The organism is Pectobacterium sp. 1950-15 (assembly GCF_037136835.1).
In the GTDB taxonomy this organism is placed as follows: Bacteria; Pseudomonadota; Gammaproteobacteria; order Enterobacterales; family Enterobacteriaceae; genus Pectobacterium.
This window is the reverse complement of the sequence record NZ_JBBBQR010000013.1, coordinates 18154-40804: the sequence shown is the minus strand read 5'-3', so window position 1 is coordinate 40804 and position 22651 is coordinate 18154. Positions and strand designations below refer to the sequence as shown.

Annotated in this window: 22 protein-coding genes; 15 read left to right on the top strand and 7 right to left on the bottom strand. The window is 55.0% G+C overall.

The window, feature by feature from the left end:
* Positions 1 to 21 precede the first annotated feature (21 nt).
* The 11 genes from WCT94_RS14990 (at position 22) to WCT94_RS14940 (ending at position 12233) form a co-directional block, all read left to right on the top strand.
* Positions 22 to 906, top strand: coding sequence for a dihydrodipicolinate synthase family protein (locus WCT94_RS14990; RefSeq protein WP_012772762.1), 885 nt, complete (start codon positions 22 to 24; stop codon positions 904 to 906).
* Between the two features lie 102 nt (positions 907 to 1008).
* Positions 1009 to 1962 (top strand): nucleoside hydrolase, encoded by a 954-nt coding sequence (locus WCT94_RS14985; protein ID WP_336870189.1) that lies wholly within the window; start codon positions 1009 to 1011, stop codon positions 1960 to 1962.
* Between the two features lies 1 nt (position 1963).
* Entirely contained in the window at positions 1964 to 2971 is a 1008-nt protein-coding gene (locus WCT94_RS14980; protein ID WP_336870188.1) for a nucleoside hydrolase, read from the top strand.
* Positions 2971 to 3948, top strand: coding sequence for an ABC transporter permease (locus WCT94_RS14975; protein ID WP_336870187.1), 978 nt, complete (start codon positions 2971 to 2973; stop codon positions 3946 to 3948). Before WCT94_RS14980 ends, WCT94_RS14975 begins: the two co-directional genes overlap by 1 nt.
* Positions 3945 to 4853, top strand: a complete 909-nt coding sequence (locus tag WCT94_RS14970) for an ABC transporter permease (protein ID WP_336870186.1) — start codon at positions 3945 to 3947, stop codon at positions 4851 to 4853. The genes WCT94_RS14975 and WCT94_RS14970 overlap by 4 nt, the downstream gene beginning before the upstream one ends.
* A gap of 39 nt (positions 4854 to 4892) precedes the next feature.
* Positions 4893 to 6698 carry an ABC transporter ATP-binding protein gene (locus WCT94_RS14965; RefSeq protein WP_336870185.1) on the top strand — a complete coding sequence of 602 codons (1806 nt, stop codon included), beginning with the start codon at positions 4893 to 4895 and terminating at the stop codon, positions 6696 to 6698.
* Positions 6699 to 7086: 388 nt separating this feature from the next.
* On the top strand, positions 7087 to 7785 hold the full coding sequence (gene dgoR, locus WCT94_RS14960) for a D-galactonate utilization transcriptional regulator DgoR (RefSeq protein ID WP_005976717.1): 699 nt from the start codon (positions 7087 to 7089) through the stop codon (positions 7783 to 7785).
* On the top strand, positions 7782 to 8678 hold the full coding sequence (locus WCT94_RS14955; RefSeq protein ID WP_336870184.1) for a 2-dehydro-3-deoxygalactonokinase: 897 nt from the start codon (positions 7782 to 7784) through the stop codon (positions 8676 to 8678). Before dgoR ends, WCT94_RS14955 begins: the two co-directional genes overlap by 4 nt.
* Positions 8662 to 9279 (top strand): 2-dehydro-3-deoxy-6-phosphogalactonate aldolase, encoded by a 618-nt coding sequence (locus WCT94_RS14950; RefSeq protein ID WP_336870183.1) that lies wholly within the window; start codon positions 8662 to 8664, stop codon positions 9277 to 9279. The genes WCT94_RS14955 and WCT94_RS14950 overlap by 17 nt, the downstream gene beginning before the upstream one ends.
* A complete protein-coding gene (gene dgoD, locus WCT94_RS14945) occupies positions 9276 to 10424 on the top strand; it encodes a galactonate dehydratase (protein WP_319849716.1) in 1149 nt (382 codons plus the stop codon). The genes WCT94_RS14950 and dgoD overlap by 4 nt, the downstream gene beginning before the upstream one ends.
* A gap of 519 nt (positions 10425 to 10943) precedes the next feature.
* Positions 10944 to 12233, top strand: a complete 1290-nt coding sequence (locus WCT94_RS14940) for an MFS transporter (RefSeq protein ID WP_319849715.1) — start codon at positions 10944 to 10946, stop codon at positions 12231 to 12233.
* 106 nt (positions 12234 to 12339) lie between these two features.
* On the opposite strand, the gene bhsA (WCT94_RS14935) is transcribed toward WCT94_RS14940, so the two are convergent.
* From bhsA (WCT94_RS14935) to WCT94_RS14915, 5 genes are all read right to left on the bottom strand, one after another.
* Positions 12340 to 12597 (bottom strand): multiple stress resistance protein BhsA, encoded by a 258-nt coding sequence (bhsA, locus tag WCT94_RS14935; protein ID WP_225086387.1) that lies wholly within the window; start codon positions 12595 to 12597, stop codon positions 12340 to 12342.
* Positions 12598 to 12769: 172 nt separating this feature from the next.
* A complete protein-coding gene (ssuB, locus tag WCT94_RS14930; RefSeq protein ID WP_225086388.1) occupies positions 12770 to 13570 on the bottom strand; it encodes an aliphatic sulfonates ABC transporter ATP-binding protein in 801 nt (266 codons plus the stop codon).
* Complete coding sequence (gene ssuC / locus WCT94_RS14925; protein ID WP_336870182.1) at positions 13567 to 14361, bottom strand: aliphatic sulfonate ABC transporter permease SsuC; 795 nt, start codon at positions 14359 to 14361, stop codon at positions 13567 to 13569. The genes ssuB and ssuC overlap by 4 nt, the downstream gene beginning before the upstream one ends.
* Before the next feature lie 10 nt (positions 14362 to 14371).
* Positions 14372 to 15514: an FMNH2-dependent alkanesulfonate monooxygenase gene (gene ssuD / locus WCT94_RS14920; RefSeq protein ID WP_181845727.1), complete on the bottom strand. Its 1143-nt coding sequence runs from the start codon at positions 15512 to 15514 to the stop codon at positions 14372 to 14374.
* A gap of 59 nt (positions 15515 to 15573) precedes the next feature.
* Complete coding sequence (locus WCT94_RS14915) at positions 15574 to 16596, bottom strand: sulfonate ABC transporter substrate-binding protein (RefSeq protein WP_336870181.1); 1023 nt, start codon at positions 16594 to 16596, stop codon at positions 15574 to 15576.
* 418 nt (positions 16597 to 17014) lie between these two features.
* Between WCT94_RS14915 and WCT94_RS14910 the strand changes: the two genes are divergently transcribed.
* The 3 genes from WCT94_RS14910 to WCT94_RS14900 are packed head-to-tail and all read left to right on the top strand — an operon-like array spanning position 17015 to position 20095.
* A complete protein-coding gene (locus WCT94_RS14910; protein ID WP_225086392.1) occupies positions 17015 to 17338 on the top strand; it encodes a PTS sugar transporter subunit IIB in 324 nt (107 codons plus the stop codon).
* Positions 17335 to 18657, top strand: coding sequence for a PTS cellobiose transporter subunit IIC (locus WCT94_RS14905; protein WP_012772775.1), 1323 nt, complete (start codon positions 17335 to 17337; stop codon positions 18655 to 18657). The genes WCT94_RS14910 and WCT94_RS14905 overlap by 4 nt, the downstream gene beginning before the upstream one ends.
* A gap of 25 nt (positions 18658 to 18682) precedes the next feature.
* Complete coding sequence (locus tag WCT94_RS14900; RefSeq protein ID WP_336870179.1) at positions 18683 to 20095, top strand: glycoside hydrolase family 1 protein; 1413 nt, start codon at positions 18683 to 18685, stop codon at positions 20093 to 20095.
* Between the two features lie 136 nt (positions 20096 to 20231).
* Here the strand turns inward: WCT94_RS14900 and bhsA (WCT94_RS14895) are convergent, their stop codons facing one another.
* Complete coding sequence (gene bhsA / locus WCT94_RS14895; RefSeq protein ID WP_039281473.1) at positions 20232 to 20489, bottom strand: multiple stress resistance protein BhsA; 258 nt, start codon at positions 20487 to 20489, stop codon at positions 20232 to 20234.
* 236 nt (positions 20490 to 20725) lie between these two features.
* Between bhsA (WCT94_RS14895) and WCT94_RS14890 the strand changes: the two genes are divergently transcribed.
* A complete protein-coding gene (locus tag WCT94_RS14890; protein WP_336870178.1) occupies positions 20726 to 22006 on the top strand; it encodes a DUF3748 domain-containing protein in 1281 nt (426 codons plus the stop codon).
* A 35-nt stretch (positions 22007 to 22041) separates the two neighbouring features.
* On the opposite strand, the gene WCT94_RS14885 is transcribed toward WCT94_RS14890, so the two are convergent.
* The gene (locus WCT94_RS14885; protein ID WP_052903998.1) at positions 22042 to 22452 is read right to left on the bottom strand and encodes a YceK/YidQ family lipoprotein; all 411 of its coding nucleotides are present in this window, start codon (positions 22450 to 22452) and stop codon (positions 22042 to 22044) included.
* Positions 22453 to 22651 lie beyond the last annotated feature (199 nt).

Genomic DNA, 22651 nt, shown 5'->3' with positions numbered 1-22651 from the left:
ACCTATAACAAGGAGAGCGGTGTGAATACGTTTAGCGGTGTTTTTCCCTATCTGGTGTCACCCGTCAGGCCCGATGGTCAGGTTGATAAGCCCGTTTTGGCGCAGCTCACTGAACATCTAATTCAATGTGGTGTACATGGCGTCGTGCCGTTAGGCAGCACCGGTGAATTTGCCTATCTCTCTGCGGCTCAACGTCTTGATGTGGTCAAAACGGTAATCGAGACGACGGCTGGCCGTGTGCCGGTTATCGCCGGTGTCGCATCGACAACGATTCAGGATGCCGTTGAGCAAACGAAACGCTACGTCGAACTGGGCGCGGATGGCATTCTGGCTGTACTGGAAGCCTATTTCCCCCTGAAAGACGAAGGTGTCGAACAGTATTTCCGCGCCATTGCCGAAGCCGCACAGGGTAAACCGGTGGTGCTTTATACCAACCCTCAGTTCCAGCGTTCCGATTTGAGTTTGCCCGTCATCGAGCGCCTGAGTCATGTCAGCAATATCCGCTATATCAAAGACGCCTCGACCAATACCGGGCGCTTGCTTTCCATCATTGAACGTACCCGTGGCCGGATGGACGTGTTCTCCGCCTCTGCCCATATTCCCGCCTGCGTCATGCTGATTGGCGGCGTGGGGTGGATGGCTGGCCCAGCTTGTATCGTTCCCAAACAGAGTATTGCATTGTATGAAGCCGCCCGCGCGGGTGACTGGAACAAAGCAATGGAGCTTCAGCGCCCGTTATGGCGCATCAATGAAATCTTTGCTCGTTATTCCATTGCCGGCTGTATTAAAGCGGCGCTGCAATTGCAGGGATTTGCGGTAGGCGATCCGTTGCCGCCTCAACTGCCGCTGGATGAAAAGGCACGTAAGGAGATCGCTGACGTTTTAGCGTCTGTCGATTCCCTTTAACACCAAATAGAGTTGTTATTTTTCACGCTGTAGAGGTGTGGGGCTTTCTGCACCTTGAAGTTCGGCAGTACCTATTAAAAAGAGAAAAGGAATCATCGAAGGATGAGCGCGTTACCTATTATTATTGATTGTGATCCGGGGATAGATGACGCGATTGCGTTATTAAGTGCATTTGTGGCACCAGAGTTGGATATTCGCGGTATTTGCACGGTGTGCGGTAACCAACCGTTGGACAAGACGCTGCATAACGCCCTGCAAATTGTTGAACTGGGTCAGCGTACGGATATTCCCGTTTTCGCCGGCTGTCATCGTCCGCTGCTGCGCGCCCCTATTCATGGCCAGTTTCACGGTGAAAGCGGACTGGGCCAGACGGTGTTACCTGCGCCGCAAAAACAGGCCGACGCACAGCATGCGGTGAATTTTATTATTGCGCAGTGCAAGCAGGCGATCGCTGACGGCACGCCGATTACGCTCTGTACGCTAGGGCCGCTAACCAACGTGGCCATGGCGCTGCGTATGGCACCTGAGATTGCTGACGGTATTGCGCGCATTGTGATGATGGGTGGCGCCTACCGCGAAGCAGGCAACCGCAGCCTGACGTCTGAATTCAATATGATCGCCGATCCACAGGCGGCGAAGATAGTGTTTGATTCATCGATTGCCCTTGTCGCGCTACCGCTGGATGTCACGCATCAGGTGATTTTGACGCCGGAATTGGTGGCGCGCTTCATCGCGCTATCCGGGCGGATTTCCGCGCCGTTGGGTGAAATGATGGCGTTTTGGGATCGCAATGACATCCGTCGCTATGGTTCACGCGGTGGTCCGCTACACGATCCGCTGGTCATTGCCTGGGTGTTGGCGCCGCACTGCTTCACGACGGAAAAAGCCAGCGTTTACGTTGAGCAGGAAAGCGAGCTGTGCATGGGGCAGACCGTTGCCGACTGGTACGGAAAAACTGACCGTCAGCCGAATGTCGATGTGGTGACGGGGGTTGATGCCAAACAGGTTGTCGAGCTGTTTGCTGACCTATTGAGCCGCTACGGAGAGGGTGTCTGACATGGTTCAAGAACGCATTATTATTGATACCGATCCCGGCGTTGACGATGCGATAGCCATCTGGCTGGCATTGGCGTCGCCCGAGCTGGATGTACTGGGAATTACCGTTGTGGCAGGCAATGTGCCGCTTGCCGCCACATTGCCGAACGCGTGCAACGTAGTGGGTGTGACGGGCAGAACCGATGTACCTATTTTTGCAGGTGCCTCACGCCCGCTGATCCGCGATCAGGTTTTCGGTAAATACGCCCATATCGGCAAGTTTTCTGCTGACTGGGTACCGGAGAGCACGCTGTCGCCGGAACAGGAACACGCCGTCGATTTTCTGGTACGGATGACGCGTCAGGCAGCAGCCGACAATAACCCGATCACCATTTGTTCACTTGGCCCGCTGACGAATCTGGCGTTGGCGCTGTGCTTCCATCCTGATGTCGCGCGCGGCATCAAACAAATTGTTTCCATGAGCTGTGCCTTCACCGCAATGGGAAATCGCGTGCCGTGGGCGGACTTTAACGTCTATGCCGATCCCCATGCGGCGGAAATCGTGTTTTCTTCCGGCGTGCCGATTGTCATCATGCCGTTGGATATGACCTTTCAGGCGCTGATTCAGACGGAACAGGTTGATGACATCGAGCGTAGCGGCGGTGCGCCGGGTAAGGCGATGGCAGCACTGCTGCGTATGTTTGACCGTAGTGAAGTGGAGCGCTTTGGTCGCGAAGGTGGGCCAATTCATGATGCGACCGTCATTGCGTGGTTGCTGAAACCGGAGTTATTCAAATCAAAACGCGCGCGCATCGGAGTAGAAGTAGCTGGTAGAACGGCGGGTTATGCGTTTGCCGATTTTTATCACAAACTGGGTGAACCAGAGAATGCGCTGATCATGCGGGAAATCGACGAGCAAGGGTTTCTCGGGCTGATTGCCGAGCGCCTGCGCCGCTATGGCTCTGAAGAAAGAGAGGGTTCTGAAAAGAAAGATAGCTCCGAAGCACTAAACGGTTCCAGGGGGCGCTAATGATAGCCTACCTGCTGAGCCGAATCGGACAAACGCTGCTGACGCTGGCTGTTATGTCGGTGCTGGTGTTTGTGGGTGTCTATCTGGTCGGTAATCCGGTCGATATGTTGTTGGGCGCGACGGCCACGCCAGCGGAACGGCTGGCGGTGATTCAGTCCTTCGGCCTGGATAAGCCGGTCTGGGAACAGTACGGGCTATTTGTCTGGAACGCCTTTCAGGGCGACATGGGCAACTCGTTTATCTTTAATCAACCCGCGCTGACGCTGATTTTTCAGCGTATGCCTGCCACGCTCGAACTGGCGATGGTGGCGTTCGTGATGGCGCTGGTTGTCGGTATTCCGTTGGGGATTTACGCGGGTCTGAAGCCGGACAGCGTGGTATCCAAATCCATCATGACTTTCTCCATCCTCGGTTTTAGCCTGCCCACGTTCTGGATCGGGCTGGTGATGATCATGCTGTTTAGTGTGAAGCTGGGCTGGCTGCCGTCATCAGGCCGGGGCGATGTCCATGAGCTGTTCGGCATCCCGTTTAGCTTTCTGACCCGCGATGGCCTTGAACATCTTCTCCTGCCGGCGTTTAACCTCGCGCTGTTTAAAATCTCGCTGGTTATCCGCCTGATGCGTGCGGGCGTGATGGAGTGTCTGCAACAGGATTATGTGCAATTTGCTCGCGCGAAAGGGCTGTCGGAAACCCGCATCGTACTGGTACATGTGCTGCGCAACACGCTGATTCCGTTGATTACTGTGCTAGGGCTGGAACTCGGCTCGCTGATCGCGTTCGCGGTGGTGACGGAAACCATTTATGCCTGGCCGGGCATGGGCAAGCTGATTATCGACTCGATCGCCGTGCTCGACCGTCCGGTTATTCTGGCTTATCTGATGATTACCGTCGTGATGTTCAGCGTGATCAACCTGCTGGTCGATTTGCTGTATGTGCTGGTCGATCCGCGCGTGCGGCTGGGAGGAGACAAGGGATGACGGGGAATACGATACACCAGCCCGCCGCCGTGCAAAAAACCGTACATCCGGTGATGCGCGTGGTGATGGCGCTGATCAACGATCGGCTGGCGCTGTTTGGGCTGATCTTGCTGGCGATTTTTGTGCTGCTCGCGCTGCTTGCCCCGCTGCTGTCGCCGCAGAATCCCTACGATCTGATGCAGCTCGACATCATGGATGGCCGACTTGTACCGGGCTCCTCCAGTATGTCGGGCATGACGTATTGGCTGGGGACGGACGATCAAGGGCGCGATCTGTTCAGCGCCATTCTGTACGGCACCCGCATCAGCCTGATGGTGGGTTTCTCCAGTGCGGTGTTTGCGTTGCTGATTGGCGCCTCGCTCGGGCTGATTAGCGCCTACGTCGGTGGAAAAACGGACGCGACGATCATGCGTATCGTCGATATCCAGCTCAGTTTCCCGCCCATCCTGATCGCGCTGATTCTGCTGGCGGTACTAGGGCAAGGGGTCGATAAGATCATTATGGCGCTGGTGGTGACCCAGTGGGCTTACTATGCGCGGACGATTCGTGGGTCGGCGCTGGTGGAACGCCGCCGCAGCTACGTGGACGCGGCGCGCAGTATGGCACTGTCCAACCGCCGCATCCTGTTTCGCCATATTTTACCCAACTGTCTGGCACCGCTGATCGTGGTGGCAACGATGCGCATCGCCTACGCCATCATGCTGGAAGCCACGCTCTCGTTTCTGGGGATCGGGCTGCCCGTGACGGAACCGTCGCTGGGGCTGCTGATCTCGAATGGTTTTGAATACCTGATGTCGGGCGACTATTGGATCAGCTTCTTTCCGGGGCTGACACTGCTGCTGCTGATTGTGGCGATCAATTTGGTCGGGGATGCGCTGCGCGACATCCTCAACCCACGGAACTAAGCCGTGGGAACGCCCATGGGAATAAGGGGTAACGAACACATGACAGCGCCGATTATGTCTGTTTCGCATCTGACCACCGCCTTTCAGGTGAACGGCGAGTGGATGAATGTGGTGCGGGATTTATCCTTCACGATTGGCGAGAAAGAGACGGTCGCCGTAGTGGGGGAGTCCGGTTCAGGGAAAAGCGTGATGGCGAAATCCATCATGCGCTTGCTGCCACCCGGTCAAAGCCGGATTGAAGGGCAGATTCATTTTGGCGACACCGAACTGCTGTCGCTCCCCAGTAAAGCGATGCAGGATGTGCGCGGCAACCGTATCGGCATGATTTTCCAGGAGCCGATGACCAGCCTGAATCCGGTCTTGCCGATTGGCTACCAGATTACGGAAGTGCTGCGTCGCCATCGCGGCATGGGGAAAGCTGAAGCGCGTGCCGAAGCGGTACGACTGCTGGAAAAAGTACGCATTCCGGCAGCCAAATCACGGTTGAACGAATACCCACAGAGCTTCTCTGGCGGGATGCGCCAGCGTGTGGTGATTGCAATTGCGCTGGCTTGCCACCCGAAGCTGTTGATTGCCGACGAGCCGACGACGGCGCTGGACGTCACGATTCAGGCGCAAATTCTGACGCTGATAAAAACCCTTCAGGAAGAAGAAGGGATGTCGGTGCTGTTTATCACCCACGACATGGGCGTGGTGGCGGAAGTGTCCGACCGCACGCTGGTGATGTATCAGGGGGAGATGGTAGAAAATGCCGTCACGCGGGAGATCTTTCATCATCCGCAACAGCCCTACACCCGTATGCTGCTATCCGCAGTACCCAAACTCGGCTCGATGTCCGGCAGCGCATGGCCACAGCGTTTTCCGCTGATCGATCTCAAAACGGGCGAACGCCAGCCGGTGCCGGAGGCGGTGAATACCGTGTCGGGTGAGGAGCCGGTGCTGACGGTAAAAAATCTGGTCACTCGATTTGATATCCGATCAGGATTTTTCCGTCGGCTGTCTGGGCGAGTTCATGCGGTGGAAAATGTCTCGTTCGATCTCTGGCCGGGCGAAACGCTCGCGCTGGTTGGCGAGTCGGGCTGCGGTAAATCCACCACCGGACGGTCGATTATTCGCCTCAACGACGCCGTTAGCGGCGACATTCAGTTGCTGGGAAAAAATATCCTGACGGCGGATAAGCGTGAGCTGACCGAGTCGCGGCGGCAGATTCAAATGGTGTTTCAGGATCCATATGAAAGCCTGAATCCGCGTATGCGGATAGGGGAAGCTATCGCCGAGCCGATGCTGCTGCACGGTCTGGCGACCCGACAGAATGTGAATGCGCGAGTGAGCGAACTGCTGGAACAGGTGGGATTATCCGGCGATATGGCTTCGCGTTTCCCGCATCAGTTCTCCGGCGGGCAGCGGCAGCGAGTGTGTATTGCGCGTGCGCTGGCGCTGGAGCCGAAAGTGATTATTGCCGATGAATCGGTGTCGGCGCTGGATGTGTCCGTCAAGGCGCAGGTGATCAACCTGATGCTGGATCTCCAGCAGAAGCTGGGGCTGTCATTCCTGTTTATCTCGCACGATATGGCCGTTGTCGAGCGTATCAGCCACCGCGTGGCGGTGATGTATCTCGGCGAAATTGTGGAGATCGGGCCACGTTCGGCGATCTTCGACAATCCGCAGCATGATTACACCCGACGTCTGATTTCTGCGGTGCCCGTGCCTGACCCGGATACTCGTCCGGTGCGTAATATCACCAATGATGAACTACGCAGTCCGGTTCGCACCCCTGATTTCCATCCTCCGGTACGCCGCTATAAGCAAGTCGGGGAAGGACACTTTGTACTGGAACAGGCGTAGCTTTACCCTTATCTGACTTTGCCATTAATGGCGGTTCTTTTGCGTGCGCATTGCGTATGGCCTGAACCGCCATTCTTTTTCTTCTCACTCTCTTCCTTCCTTTTTCCTCTCTCTTTTCACTGCTGCTGACGGGCTTTCGTTGCCTTCCCGTCTCGCACAGCTCAATTCCTCTGGATGTTGAAATCCGGTAACGCTGGATGTTGCCAAATTGTATTTATTGTCCGTTTTGTGATCCAGATTGTAGTACAACATATAATAATGGTACTACAATCAAGCCAAGAAAAGAGGGAAGGATGCGGTTATTGTGCAACAGTTCGACGACGTCAGGCGGCATGGCGGGTAAAGTAAGTGCAGTGATATCAATCCGTTTTGTCTCGTTGAGGTGATGATGAATAAGCAAGAATTAAGCAAAACCGACCGCATCATTCTGGATATTGGCCAACAGATCGTTGGCGGAAAATATGCCCCGGGTACGCCGTTACCCGCAGAAGCTGAGCTGTGTGAAGAATTTCAGACCTCGCGCAACATCATTCGCGAAGTATTCAGGGCGCTGATGGCGAAAAGGCTGGTGGAAGTGAAACGGTATCGCGGCGCGTTTGTGGCCGCGCGTAACCAGTGGAATTACCTGGATACCGACGTTTTGCAATGGGTTCTGGCAAGCGATTACGACCCACGGCTGATCAGCGCGATGAGTGAGGTACGTAATCTGGTGGAGCCGACGATTGCTCGCTGGGCCGCCGAACGAGCGACCTCAAGCGAACTAGCGGTGATCGAAGCGGCGCTGAACGACATGATTTCCAACCATCAGAATCGTGATGCGTTTAATGAAGCGGATATTCGCTTCCATGAGGCGGTATTGGCGGCAGTGCATAACCCGGTGCTACAGCAGCTAAGCGTTGCGATCAGCTCGTTGCAGCGTGCGGTGTTTGAGCGCACCTATATGCCGGACGAAGACAACATGCCACGGACATTGCGTGAGCATCAGGATCTCTACGATGCCATTCGGCATCAGGATATTGAAGCAGCAGAGCGGGCGGCGTTGACCATGATCGCCAGCTCGACCAAACGGTTAAAGGACATTACATGAGTGAAAGCTATATCGCCATTGACTGGGGTTCGACCAACCTGCGGGCGTGGCTGTATCTGGACGGCGTCTGTATCGACAGCGTGAAATCTGAAGCGGGCGTCACGCGTTTGAACGGTCAGACGCCGCAGCAGGTTTTTCAGCAGATCGTTGCGCCGTGGCAGCAGCACAACGTGCCTGTCGTGATGGCGGGCATGATTGGCAGCAATGCGGGCTGGCTTTCCGTACCGTATCTGTCATGCCCGACTCGCCTGACGGATGTCGCCCATCGCCTGACGCGTGTGGAAGAAGCCCGTCCGCTGGCCGCCTGGATCGTGCCGGGGCTGAGTATTGCGCAGGACGATAACTGCAATGTGATTCGCGGTGAAGAAACCCAGCTGATTGGCGCATATAGCGAATGTCCTTCCTCTCTTTATTTAATGCCGGGAACCCACTCGAAATGGGTGCGGGCCGATGACAGCAACGTGCTGGATTTCCGCACGGTGATGACCGGCGAACTGCACCACCTGCTGATGACGCAGTCCTTAATTGGCGTGGGGCTGACCGAGCAGCAGCCGTCCCCCGATGCTTTCCAGCAAGGGCTGGCGCTGGGCTTTGCCGATGACAACATTATCCGCTGCCTGTTTGAAACTCGTGCGGCGCATGTGCTGGGGCGTCTGGAGAAAAGTGCCGTGAGCGACTGGCTGTCTGGGCTGCTGATTGGCAACGAAGTCTCACAAATGCAGCGCCACTATCAGATGGCGGCAGGAGACAGCATCACACTCATCGGCTCCCCTGCGCTGACGGCGCGCTACGAAAAAGCATTACAACAAGCTGGATTGCGCTGGCAGCCGCTGGATGGCGATCGGGCTTTTCAGGCAGGAATAAGGAGCATTGTTAATGAGCTGGAATACTAATCTTCCCTTGATTGCGATTCTGCGCGGTATCACGCCGGATGAGGTACTGGAACATGTCGCGGCACTGCTGGATGCTGGATTCGATGCGGTGGAGATCCCGCTGAATTCGCCGAACCCGTATGAAAGTATTCAACTGGCGGTAGAGCATTTTGGCGATCGCGCCCTGATTGGCGCAGGTACGGTACTAAAAGCCGACTATATCGACAAATTACAGGAAATTGGCAGCAAGCTAGTCGTTACGCCTAACATTTCCCCCGAAGTGATTCGCCGGGCAGTGGGTTACGGCATGATGGTGTGCCCTGGCTGCGCTACCGCGACGGAGGCCTTCACGGCGCTGGATGCAGGCGCGCAATCGCTGAAAATTTTCCCGTCATCCGCGTTTGGGCCGGACTACATCAAGGCGCTGAAAGCGGTGTTGCCAAAAGACGTTCCCGTCTTTGCCGTCGGTGGCGTCACGCCAGAAAACCTGAAGGATTACCTTAGCGCGGGCTGCATCGGTGCCGGGTTAGGCAGCGATCTGTATCGAGCCGGTCAGTCGGTTGACGTCACCGCGCAAAAAGCACATGCATTTGTTAACGCCTATAAGGACGCTGTTCAATGAAAATTACCAAAATCACCACGTACCGGCTGCCGCCACGCTGGATGTTCCTGAAGATTGAAACCGATGAAGGCATTGTCGGCTGGGGCGAGCCGGTTATCGAAGGCCGTGCACGCACGGTTGAAGCTGCCGTTCACGAGCTGTCTGACTATCTGATCGGGCAGGACCCGGCACGCATCAACGACATCTGGCAGGTGCTTTACCGTGCGGGCTTCTACCGCGGCGGCCCGATTCTGATGAGCGCCATCGCGGGTATCGATCAGGCATTGTGGGACATCAAAGGCAAGGCGCTGGGTGTACCGGTTTATCAGTTACTGGGCGGGCTGGTGCGCGATAAGATCAAAGCGTACAGCTGGGTGGGCGGCGATCGTCCTTCCGAAGTGATCGCAGGCATCAAGAAGCTGACCGACATTGGCTTCGATACCTTCAAGCTCAACGGCTGTGAAGAGATGGGCATCATTGATAATTCGCGCAAAGTGGATGCGGCAGTAGCTGTCGTTGCGGAAATCCGCGAAGCCTTTGGCAACAGCATCGAGTTCGGTCTGGATTTCCACGGTCGTGTGGATGCGCCGATGGCGAAAATCCTGATTAAGGAGCTGGAGCCGTACCGTCCGCTGTTTATTGAAGAACCCGTGCTGGCTGAACAGGCGGAATACTATCCTCGTCTGGCGGCGCAAACCCACCTGCCGATTGCAGCGGGCGAGCGTATGTTCTCACGCTTTGATTTCAAACGCGTGCTGGCAGACGGCGGACTGGCCATTATTCAGCCTGACCTGTCTCACGCGGGCGGTATTACCGAGTGCTTTAAAATTGCCGCTATGGCGGAAGCCTATGATGTTGCGCTGGCACCACACTGTCCATTAGGTCCAATTGCGCTGGCTTCCTGTTTGCATCTCGACTTTGTGGCGCGTAATGCCGTATTCCAGGAACAAAGTATGGGCATCCATTATAATAAAGGTGCCGAGCTGTTGGATTATGTTGTCAATAAAGAAGACTTTGCTATGACCGACGGCCATTTCTATCCGTTAAATAAACCAGGCCTCGGCGTGGAAATTAATGAAGAGTTGGTTATCGAACGTAGTAAAAATGCGCCAGACTGGCGTAACCCGGTGTGGCGTTATCCTGACGGTGCCGTCGCCGAGTGGTAATACCCGCCATTCGAGTGGGCTTTCCTGCAACTCGAATTATTTAGGGTTTAACAAATACAATAGGTTAGGTGTTGAATAATCGGTAATACATAACGTATTTCCCCGGCGCGATGGAATAGAACAATCATGGATTATCACGGAATATATTATTTCGTGAGGGATTACTGTTTTATTTTATTGTCGCCGGGGAAAGTAATCTTCCATTTATCATGGGTACGCCATCACCGGGATTTTAAAATATACTCGTCATACTTCAAGCTGCTTGTGCGTTGGCTGCCCTTATTCACCCCAGTCACTTACCTGAGTAAGCTCCTGGGGATTCATGCGGTTGCCGCCTTCACGCCACTCGAATTATTTAGAGTATAAAACGCCATTATAAATAGGGAAATATAGTGAGCGTGCGCGGTTATTTATTTCATTAGAAAAAATAAAGCATACCAACTGCTGGTGTTGTTGAACGTTCAAAAAATAGCGGGCAATAAGTATTAACGTCCGTTTAATAAATAACAGGAACATAAGATGGATATGACATTAACTACCCGTCCTACAAAGCGGCGTTATTTCACCTTGCTGATGATTTTTATTACGGTCGTCATCTGCTATGTGGATCGGGCCAACCTGGCTGTGGCATCGGCACATATTCAGGAAGAGTTCGGCATTACAAAAACACAAATGGGCTATATCTTTTCCGCCTTTGCCTGGACCTATACGTTATGCCAAATACCCGGCGGCTGGTTCCTTGACCGCGTCGGTTCGAAGGTCACCTATTTTATCGCTATCATGGGATGGTCGATTGCCACGTTGCTGCAAGGTTTCGCCACGGGTCTGGCATCGCTGATTGGTTTACGTGCGGTGACCGGGCTGTTTGAAGCGCCTGCATTTCCGACGAATAACCGCATGGTGACCAGTTGGTTCCCTGAGCAAGAACGTGCTTCTGCCGTTGGATTCTATACGTCAGGGCAGTTTGTTGGTCTGGCATTCCTTACGCCATTGCTCATCTGGCTGCAGGAAATCCTGAGCTGGCACTGGGTGTTCATCGTCACTGGCGGCGTCGGTATTGTCTGGGCAATTATCTGGCACTTTGTTTATCAGCCACCGAAGAAAAGTAAAGGGATCAATCAGGCCGAGCTGGATTACATTGCTGAAGGCGGCGGTATTGTTGATGGCGATGCGCCGAGTGAGAAAAAAGCGCGTACGCCGTTGACGGCGGCCGACTGGAAGCTGGTGTTTAACCGCAAACTGGTGGGCGTGTATATCGGGCAGTTTGCTGTGACCTCTACGCTGTGGTTCTTCCTGACGTGGTTCCCAAATTACCTGACGCAGGAAAAACAGATTAGCGCACTGACGGCAGGCTTTATGACGACAGTACCTTTCCTGGCGGCGTTCGTTGGCGTGCTGCTGTCCGGGTTTGTGGCGGATCGTCTGGTGCGTAGCGGAAAATCGATTGGTCTGGCGCGTAAAACGCCGATTATCTGTGGCCTGTTGATTTCAACCTGCATCATGGGGGCGAACTACACCAACGATCCAGTATGGATTATGACGTTGATGGCGCTGGCGTTCTTTGGCAATGGCTTTGCTTCTATCACTTGGTCGCTGGTGTCGTCGCTGGCGCCGATTCGCCTGATTGGCCTGACGGGTGGCGTGTTCAACTTTGTCGGCGGTCTGGGCGGTATCACGGTGCCATTGATTATTGGCTATCTGGCGCAGGATTACGGTTTTGCTCCGGCGCTAACCTATATTGCTGGCGTAGCGCTGGTCGGTGCACTGTCTTACATCTTACTGGTGGGTGAAGTGAAGCGTGTAGGCTAACGCTCATTACTCGCGTGCGGTAGGTTCTGGAAAAACCATAAAAAAACGGACTTTCCTCTTGAGTGAGGAAAGTCCGTTTAATTTTTTGATTGTTTATCAGCAGCCATTATTTGTAGATAACGGCGACGCCGCGCAGTTGGTTGTCACCTGTTGCAGACGTGATAGTGAAGGCGCTGGCACCGGCTTTTTCTGCTTTCTGAGCCAGCTGTGCTTGCAGTGAATCCAGGCTACGGGCGGTAGCGCTAACGACACCCACTTTTTCCAAGCCTTGTGCCTGTTGTGAAGAGACCTGATCGGCAGCGAAAGCACCGAAAGACAGGGTAGAAAGTACGACAGCAGCGGCGAAGAATTTTACGTTTTTCATGTGATGTATCCTGTTCAATGTTGTTTGGAGTGAAAGGTCATTTCCTTTCGATGAAGAGGATATTACGCCGATGCAGGTGGAAGGAAAAATGGAGTGTTTTGAGAATATCTGTCAATATTTTTGATGGTAAATCTGGCGATAAGATGCACAGTCTCGATCGCCAGAATGAAGGTTATATTGCCGCCTGCTGGGGCAGAGGAGACGAGGTTGGGGCCAGCACGCGTTCCAGTACGCGGGCTTCCAGCTCCGCCAGCTTTGCCGATCCGCGACGCCGCGGCCGGGGTAAATCGACCGTAATATCCAGCCCCACGCGCCCTTCTTCAATCAGAATAACCCGGTCGGCCAGCGCAATGGCTTCGGAGACATCGTGCGTCACCAGCAAGACGGTGAACCCGTGCTGGCGCCACAGATTTTCGATCAGACTTTGCATCTCGATGCGGGTTAAAGCATCCAGCGCGCCCAGCGGTTCATCCAACAGCAGCAGACGCGGATGGTGAATGAGCGCGCGTGCCAGCGCGACGCGCTGTTTCTGACCGCCAGACAGCGCTGCCGGCCAGTCGTTAGCGCGATCCGCCAGCCCGACGGAGGCCAGCGCCTCCTGCGCTTTCTCACGCCAGTTACCGCGCAGCCCCAGCCCGACATTATCGATCACCTTTTTCCACGGCAGCAGGCGCGCTTCCTGAAACATCAGTCGCGTGTCGTCTTTTGCGCTGCTGAGCGGTGCGGTGCCAGTCAGCAGTTCGCCGCTGCTGGCGGCTTCCAACCCGGCGAGCAGACGCAGCAGGGTACTTTTTCCGCAGCCGCTGCGGCCGACAATGGCAACAAACTGCCCGGACGGAATGCGCAGCTGTACGTCATTCAGCACGGTGCGGTGGCCGTAGTGTTTGGTGATGGCATCCAGCGCCAGCGGCGTTCCTTTGGTGAGCGGCGACGGTGAATGCGCGTGCGTTGCAGAATCGGTAAAAGCGGTCATGATGCGTCCCCCGATGAGGTTTGATAAGCCGGATTCCAGCGCAGCCAAATGCGCTCCAGCCCCTGAGCGCTGATATCGGCCAGCTTGCCGAGCAGCGCGTAAAGAATGATGGCGACCACCACCACGTCCGTTTGCAAAAACTCGCGGGCGTTCATGGCGAGGTAGCCGATGCCGGAGTTGGCAGAAATAGTTTCCGCGACAATGAGCGTCAGCCACATAAAGCCCAGCGCAAAGCGGATGCCGACCATGATGGACGGCAGTGCGCCGGGCAACACCACCTGAGAGAATAGGCTCAGGCCGGACAGTCCGTAACTGCGCGCCATTTCCAGCAGGCCGCGATCGATGTTTTTAATGCCGTGATAGGTGTTGAGATAAACCGGGAACAGCGTGCCCAGCGCCACCAGAAAGATCTTGGCCGCCTCATCAATCCCAAACCACAGAATCACCAGAGGAATCAGTGCCAGATGAGGAACGTTGCGGATCATCTGCACCGAGCTGTCCAGCAGACGCTCGCCCCAGCGCGACAGCCCGGTGATAAAGCCAAGCACTAATCCGATGCTGCCGCCGATAGCAAACCCAATCAGAGCGCGCCAGCCGCTGATCGCCAGATGCTGCCACAGCTCGCCGCTAGAGATGAGCGACCAGCCTGCGGTGATCACCGAACTGGGCGCGGGCAAAATCCGGTTGGATAGCCAGCCGAACTCGACGGAAACCTGCCACGCGACCAGCAGCGTCACGGGGAGCAGGAAAGGTGCCAACCGCTGTGCCAGTGAGGAGAGCGTTCTTGCCATGATCGGTTCCTCAGCTCTGCGAGACTTTGCGCGGCACATAGCGGTTTGCCACCACTTCTCCCGCGTTGTTCACCGCATGCAGCGGCGTGGGCTGTTGCGCCAGATCGAGGTGCGGGAACAGCAGTTCACCCACGCGATATGCCTCTTCCAGATGCGGATAGCCGGACAGGATAAAGGTATCAATCCCGAGATCCGCGTATTCCTGAATGCGTTCGGCCACCGTCGGGCCATCGCCAACGAGCGCTGTGCCTGCGCCGCCGCGTACCAGACCGATGCCGGCCCACAGATTGGGGCTAATCTCCAGCTTGTCCTTTTTGCCACCGTGTAGGGCGGCCATGCGCTGCTGGCCGACGGAATCGAAACGCGCCAGCGCCGCTTGTGCGTCGGCGATGGTTTTTTCATCCAGATGAGAAATCAGCCGATCGGCGGCCTGCCAGGCTTCCTCGGTGGTTTCCCGCACGATGACGTGCAGGCGAATACCGAAGCGAACCTCACGTCCCTGTGCCGCCGCTTTGGCACGGACCTCCGCCAGCTTTTCTTTAACCTGTTCAGGCGGTTCACCCCATGTCAGGTAGAGATCGACCTGCTCTGCCGCCAGATTCTGCGCGGCCTCGGAAGATCCGCCAAAGTAGAGCGGCGGGCGCGGTTGCTGCACGGGCGGATAAAGCAGTTTGGCGTCTTTGACCTGAATATGTTTGCCTGCGAAATCGACGGTTTCGCCTTCCAGCAGCCTGCGCCAGATATGGGTGAATTCCGCCGAGGCTTCGTAGCGTTCTTCATGACTGAGGAACAGCCCTTCGGCGGCCAGCTCTTCCGGGTCACCGCCAGTCACCAGATTGAATAGCGCTCGACCGTTGGACAGCCTGTCCAGCGTCGCGGCCTGACGTGCGGCGATGGTGGGGGAAATCACGCCGGGGCGCAGGGCAACGAGAAATTTTAGCCGCTGTGTTACCGGAATGAGCGATGCCGCAACCAGCCAGGAATCTTCGCAGGAGCGGCCCGTCGGCAGCAGCACGCCGCCAAACCCTTGCCGCTCGGCGGCTTGCGCCACCTGTTGCAGATAGCTGTAGTCAACATGACGTGCGCCCTCGGTGCTACCAAGATAGCGACCGTCTCCGTGGGTGGGCAGAAACCAGAATACGTTAAGACTCATGGTGTGAACTCCTTGAACAGTCTTGTTTGAGGTAAACAAAAGGGTGTGCGATAGGCGGATTAGTTCGCCTTGGGACGCCAGACGCGCTCTGCGATATTGACCTTCACCGGTACCAGACGGTTTTCATAAAACAGGTCGGCCGTGGATTGCTGTGCCTTGATCGTGGCGGCATCCAGCGGTTCTATGGTGGTCGGCGGGCGATGGTCGAGCGCCGTTTCAATCACTTTTTCCGGCAGCCCTACCGCGTTTGCCAACAGCGTGACGCTTTGCGCCCGCTCGCTGATCGTTAAGGCATCGGCTTTTGTCAGCTCGTCCAGTACCTGGCGAATAAAGGTGCCGTGCGCCTCGGCATAAGGACGACCAGCCAGATAGAAGGAACCGGTTTTCTCCAGCCCGCTGCTATCGACCAGCACGCGAACGCCGCCTTCCAGCAGCGCGGCGGAATAGTAGGGATCCCAGATTGCCCATGCATCGACGTTGCCTTGCTGGAAGGCCGCGCGCGCATCAGCGGGAGTCAGGTAGGTCGGTTTGATATCGGTGAATTTCAATCCGTCACGTTGCAGCGCCCGCAGCAGCGTATTGTGCGCGCTGGAGCCTTTCTGGAAGGCGACTTTGCGACCTTTTAAATCAGCGACGGTTTTCACCGGGCTGTCTTCTCGTACCAGAATCACTTCGGCCTGAGGCTTCGGCGGTTCCACGCCGACATACAGCAGGTCTGCGCCAGCAGCCTGCGCAAAAATCGGCGGGATATCGCCAGTGCCGCCCAGATCGATGCTGCCAACGTTGAGCGCTTCCAGCATCTGCGGGCCGGCGGGGAACTCAACCCAGCTGATTTTGGTGTTGGGGAACTGCTTTTCCAGCAACTGGTGTGATTTTGCCAGTACCAGACTAATCGAGCCTTTCTGATAGCCGACGCGTAACTGCGTCGGCACGCTGTCCTGCGCATAAGAGGCGGACATGAAAAGCAGGGCGCTGGCAGCCAGAATGGCGGGAATGTGGCGTAGCCGCGTCGCCACGTTTTTCCATAATGGCGCGCTTTCTCCACGCCCTTCCGTGTCCGATTTTTTCATCATCAATGACATGCCTATAACCTCTCCCTTATAACGAAAAATTAAAATACAGCGAGAAAATGCAACATCAGGTGATAAACATAGCAGGGGGAGAGCGGGCTTTTTAAATCTCAATTTGTCGTTTTTATAGCCAAAAGTAGAAAATGCCTGAAATCAGCACACTTAGCGTAATAAGCACAGCAAGAGTGGGTTTTACCTGTCCTTCACGTCTGAAATACGTTTTCCATGACCTGCCTCACATTGTTTCCAGCAATGCCTATCATTTCGTGAACCTATTCTCATATATTGGTTTTTTTCATGGAAAACGGTTTCCATTGTGTTTCCATGGAGGTGTTTCCAATGGACGTGTTTATTCACGATGCTTTTATTGATGACGCTTTTTTATTCGTAACGCTTTTTATTCATAACGTATGACGACGGGGTATTGAAAATGAAAAGGATCATGCTTTGTTGTTCCGCTGGGATGTCTACCAGCCTTTTAGTGAGAAAGATGAAGGAGGCGGCCAGCACACGTGGTCTGGACGTTGAGATTGCCGCCTACGCCGCCCATGAATTTGATGAGCAGGTCGGGAAGTATGACGTTGTGCTGCTGGGGCCACAGGTGAAATATATGCTGGCGTCCTTTCAGGAGAAAGCCGAGGGAAAAGGCGTGCCCGTAGCAGCGATAGATATGATGGATTACGGTATGCAGCGCGGTGACAACGTGCTGGATTTCGCCTTTTCACTGATCGAAAAATCAGGACAACCGCTATGAGTGGCCTCTATCAGTCGATGGTTAATATCATCGAGCAAAAAATTACCCCGTTGGCGGGTGTGGTGGGACAACAGCGTCACATCATCGCGATTCGTGATGGTTTTATCGCCGCGCTGCCTTTTATGATCATCGGTTCGTTTATGCTGGTGTTCATCTTCCCGCCGTTCGCACCGGATACCACGCTGGGGTTCGCCCGCGCGTGGCTCGATTTCTCCGTTGCCTACCGTGAACAGCTGATGCTGCCGTACTACCTGAGTATGGGGGTTATGACCTTTTTTATCTCGGTGGGGATAGGGGCCAGCCTGGGCAAGCACTACAAACTGGACCCTATCATGACTGGTCTGCTGGCACTGATGGCATTCTTGCTGGTGGCCGCGCCTTATCACGACAAGCAAATTTCCACCCAATACTTCTCCGGGGAGGGGATTTTTACCGCGATCCTGACGTCAATTTATGCGGGTGAGGTGTATGCCTGGCTGAAGAAACGCAATATCACGATTCGTCTGCCGAAAGAGGTGCCGACCGGCGTGGCGCGTTCGTTTGAGATCCTCATCCCCGTGCTGGTCATCGTCGCGACGCTGCATCCGTTTAACCTGTTCATCCAGTCCGCGACCGGCATGATTATCCCCGAAGCGATTATGCACCTGCTGGCACCGCTGATTTCGGCGTCGGATTCGCTGCCTGCGATTCTGATTTCGGTTTTCATCTGCCAGATTCTGTGGTTTGCCGGGATTCACGGCGCGCTGATCGTCACCGGGATTATGAACCCGTTCTGGATGACCAACCTGGCGCTGAACCAGGCCGCGCTCTCGGCCGGTGCGCCGTTGCCGCATATTTATTTGCAGGGCTTCTGGGATCACTACCTGCTGATCGGCGGGGTCGGTTCCACGCTGCCGCTGGCATTTTTGCTGCTGCGTAGCCGTGCCGTCCATCTGCGAACGATTGGCCGCATGGGCGTGGTGCCGAGTTTTTTCAACATCAATGAACCGATTCTGTTTGGTGCGCCGATCATCATGAACCCGCTGCTGTTCCTGCCGTTTATTTTCGTGCCGATGGTTAATGCCGTCATTGCGTATACGGCGACGAAGCTCGGCTGGATTGCACAGGTGGTCTCCCTGACGCCGTGGACAACGCCGGCACCGATTGGGGCCTCATGGGCGGCGAACTGGGCGTTTAGCCCGGTGATCATGTGCCTGCTCTGCATGGTGATGTCGGCCGCGATGTATTACCCGTTCCTGAAAGTCTATGAGCGCACGCTGCTTAAACAGGAGCAGGAGAAACAACAGCAGGCCGCAGGCGAAGCCAGCGCCAGCGCATAAATACGAGTGAAGCAGAGAGGAACGTATGCACGATCATCTTCAGAAGGATTTTCGCTTTCCTGCGAATTTTTGGTGGGGCAGCGCCAGTTCGGCCCCGCAAACGGAAGGCGAAAGCCTTAATTATGGTAAAAGCGCCACCGTGTGGGACGAATGGTTTGCCACACAGCCCGGCCGCTTTCACCAGCAGGTTGGGCCGGCGGATACCTCCACGTTTTATCAGCACTGGCGTGAAGACATTGCGCTGCTGAAGACGTTGAATCACAACACGTTCCGCACGTCGATTTCGTGGGCGCGGCTGATTCCCGATGGCGTCGGTGAACCGAATCCGCAGGCGGTAGCGTTTTATAATCAGGTCATTGACGAAATGCTGGCGCAGGGCATCACGCCGTTTATCAATCTGTTCCATTTTGATATGCCGATGGTGATGCAGCGGCTGGGCGGCTGGGAAAATCGGGCGGTGGTGGTGGCCTATGCGGGCTATGCGGCGACCTGCTTCCGCCTGTTTGGCGATAGGGTAAAACACTGGTTTACGTTCAATGAGCCGGTGGTGCCGGTGGAAGGCGGGTATCTGTATGATTTCCACTACCCGAACGTGGTGGATTTCAAGCGTGCCGCGACGGTGGCCTATCACACCATGCTGGCGCATTCGCTGGCGGTGAAAGCCTATCGTGAACAGTCTCAGGGTGGGGAAATTGGCATTATCCTCAACCTGACGCCTTCCTATCCACGCTCTCAGCATCCGGCTGATGTTAAAGCAGCCAACATTGCCGATCTGATGTTTAATCGCAGCTTCCTCGATCCCGCTTTGAGGGGCGAGTACCCACAGGAACTGGTCGATCTGCTCCAGCGATACGGCCAACTACCGAGCTGCCAGCCAGACGATCATGCGCTGCTGGCCGATGGGGTTGTCGATCTGCTGGGGATTAATTATTACCAGCCGCGCCGTATTCAGTGTCGCGACAGTCTGGTCAATCCTGATAGTCCGTTTATGCCCGAGTGGTTTTTCTCCAGCTATGAGATGCCGGGACGAAAAATGAATCCCTATCGCGGTTGGGAAATTTACGAACCGGGTATCTATGACATTCTGACCAACCTGCGGGTGAATTATGGCAATCCGCGCTGCTTTATTTCGGAAAACGGTATGGGGGTGGAGAACGAACAGCGTTTCGATGCCAGCGGTCAGATTCAGGACGACTACCGCATCGATTTTGTCCGCGAGCACCTGAAGTATGTACACAAAGGCATCGCGGAAGGCAGCAACTGCCTCGGCTATCATATGTGGACGTTTATCGATAACTGGTCGTGGTCGAATGCCTACAAGAATCGCTATGGCTTTGTGCAGCTTGATCTGGCAACGCAGAAGCGTACGGTGAAAAAAAGTGGGAAATGGTTCGCGGCGATAGCGGCCGAAAATGGTTTTCAAGACGTAACGCCGTAAGTTTTTATCCACGTCGCTTGTGACGGCCCGTCATAAAAAAACCGGCTTGCCCTGATGAGGAGGCAAGCCGGAAAGAGGGTAATACGTGATGCTTACAGGATAGCTAACTGGGATAAAAACTCAGGGTAAACAATGATTAGTTAAAGATTACCGCAGAGCCACGCAGCTGATCGTTACCGGTCGCAGACGTGATGGTATAAGCTTTAGCGCCTGCTTTTTCTGCTTTCGCCGCGAGCTGAGCCTGTAGTGAGCTGAGGTCTTGAGCGGTCGCGGTAACGACGCCCGCTTTTTCCAGGTTCTGTGTCTGTGAAGGTGCAACATATTCAGCAGCAGAAGCACCGAAAGTCATGGTAGCGAGAACAACAGCAGCGGCGATGGTTTTTACGTTTTTCATGATGTCTTATCCTTTTCTGATTTGATAGGTGAAAGGGGGCTGCCCTTTCGATATGAAGAATGTTACGCCGATGCTAATAAATTAAAAAACGGATGTTATTGAGGTAGTCTTTCTATTTTTTTGAATGATATTTATTGATGTTGTTTGTTTTTTTTAAATTAAAAACAATAAGTTATACATAAAACTGAAATTTATTTACAAAAAATTGACTGATATTGAATAAGTGGGGTGATGTCTTGTCTGTTGAGGTTCAACTAACGTTTAATGCTGCTGGTAATCAACTTACCAATATTAATTGCTGGTCATATGATGGGAATTGGCTGGTTTATGACATAAGACCCTATGGATCTTCATTCACTGGGCTGACAATTGAGCGAGTACACCTGACAAGCCGGGAAACCGAGGTGATTTATCGGGCGACAGCGGGCGCACATGTGGGCGTAGTGACCTGTAGCCCGCAGGAGCCGCTACGCTACGTCTTTATCCACGGGCCGGAAAATCCAGATGGCGAGTGGCAGTATGATTTTCACCATCGCCGTGGAACGATAGTGGCGGATTGCCAGCGTGATAAGGCCATCACGCTTGATGCTTTCTCTATTACGCCGCCTTATCAGGCCGGTGCGCTGCGCGGCGGTACGCACGTTCACGTCTTCAGTCCGGATGCCAGCCGCCTGAGCTTTACCTATAACGACCATGTGCTGCATGGGTACGATCCGGCATTGAACTTGCGCAACGTGGGCGTAGCTGTGCCGCTACAGGCTGTCGCCGTTGAGAAGCGCCATCCGCGCGAATATGACGGCAGCCACTATTGTGTGCTAGTCAGCAGAACGACGCCGCAGCCGCAGCCCGGCAGCGATGAGATCAATCGCGCCTATGAAGAAGGTTGGGTAGGAACGGCGGGCTATATCCGACAGGACGGTGCGCGCCAGCGCTGGGCGTTGGCGTTCATCGGCGATACGCGTGCGGCGGACGGGACAACGGTGCCGGAGATCTTTATCGTCGATTTGCCGGACGCGCTGGAGGATTACGCCAAAGCGGGGGATGCGCCTCTGGCAGGAACGGCAACCTCAATGCCTGCGCCGCCAGCGGGCGTGCAGCAACGGCGTTTAACCTTTACGCACTCGCGTCGTTATCCTGGCTTGGTGAATCAGCCGCGCCACTGGCTGCGAGCCTCACCCGACGGCAGTGAGATTGCTTTCCTGATGCGCGATGAGGCGGGTGTGGTACAGCTGTGGACGCTTTCCCCGAATGGCGGTGAGCCAAGGCAGGTAACGCGCACGGAGCACGGTGTACAGTCTGCCTTTAACTGGCATCCGAATGGGCGTTCTCTGGCGTTTGTGTGTGACAACAGCATCATGCTGTGTGAGGCGAAAAGCGGTGAACTTGTTCGGCTGACGGCGCGGACGGACAGCGCACCGAGTGCGGATGCCGTGGTCTTTTCCCCTGATGGGAAACACATTGCGTATATGCGGGAGATTGGCTGCTTTAATCAGCTTTTTGTTGTGGCGACGGCATAACCCGCGCGCACGGGTTCATGGTGAATGCAGAGCCATTACAGCTGGTTATGCGACATAGTGCTGTTATGAGGCATGGTGTTGTTATTAGGCATAGTATTGTTACTAGGCATAGTGGCAAGCTGTGAGCTGGCTGTCTGGTTTTGCTCTTCGCTGTGCGAAATGCGTTCGCGCGTCGACAGTTTGTTCTTATCGCTGCCTGAGCGATAGTAGTCGTAGGGCAGCAGCACCGTATCGGCAACCGCTGAGAACGGCAGGTCGATCACCACCAGCGGCATCATGGCCCAACTCGTGTCGTCGTCACGCAGCATATCCATGCTGGCGCGCGTGCCGGAATAGTATCCCTGATCGCTTCCGGTATGCGTCATGACGCTGGAACAACCGCTGGTTGCCACCGCGCCGCTACCGGTAATGATGAAAGAGAACAATGCACTTTTCAGTAAGGTCATATTACCTGTCCATTAATAGCCTGCTGCCAGAGCGGGTCAAGAGTCTAATACCGGTCACTTAAGTCCGTTGTTAGGGGAAACGGAGGTTCCCGCAGGGAGGTTTCACCCCTGCGATCGTCCCGTGTATCTTGATGCTTAAACGTTCGGCACTAGGCCAAAACCTGCCTATTTTGAGTGTATGTGATAACACCCGCAGTGT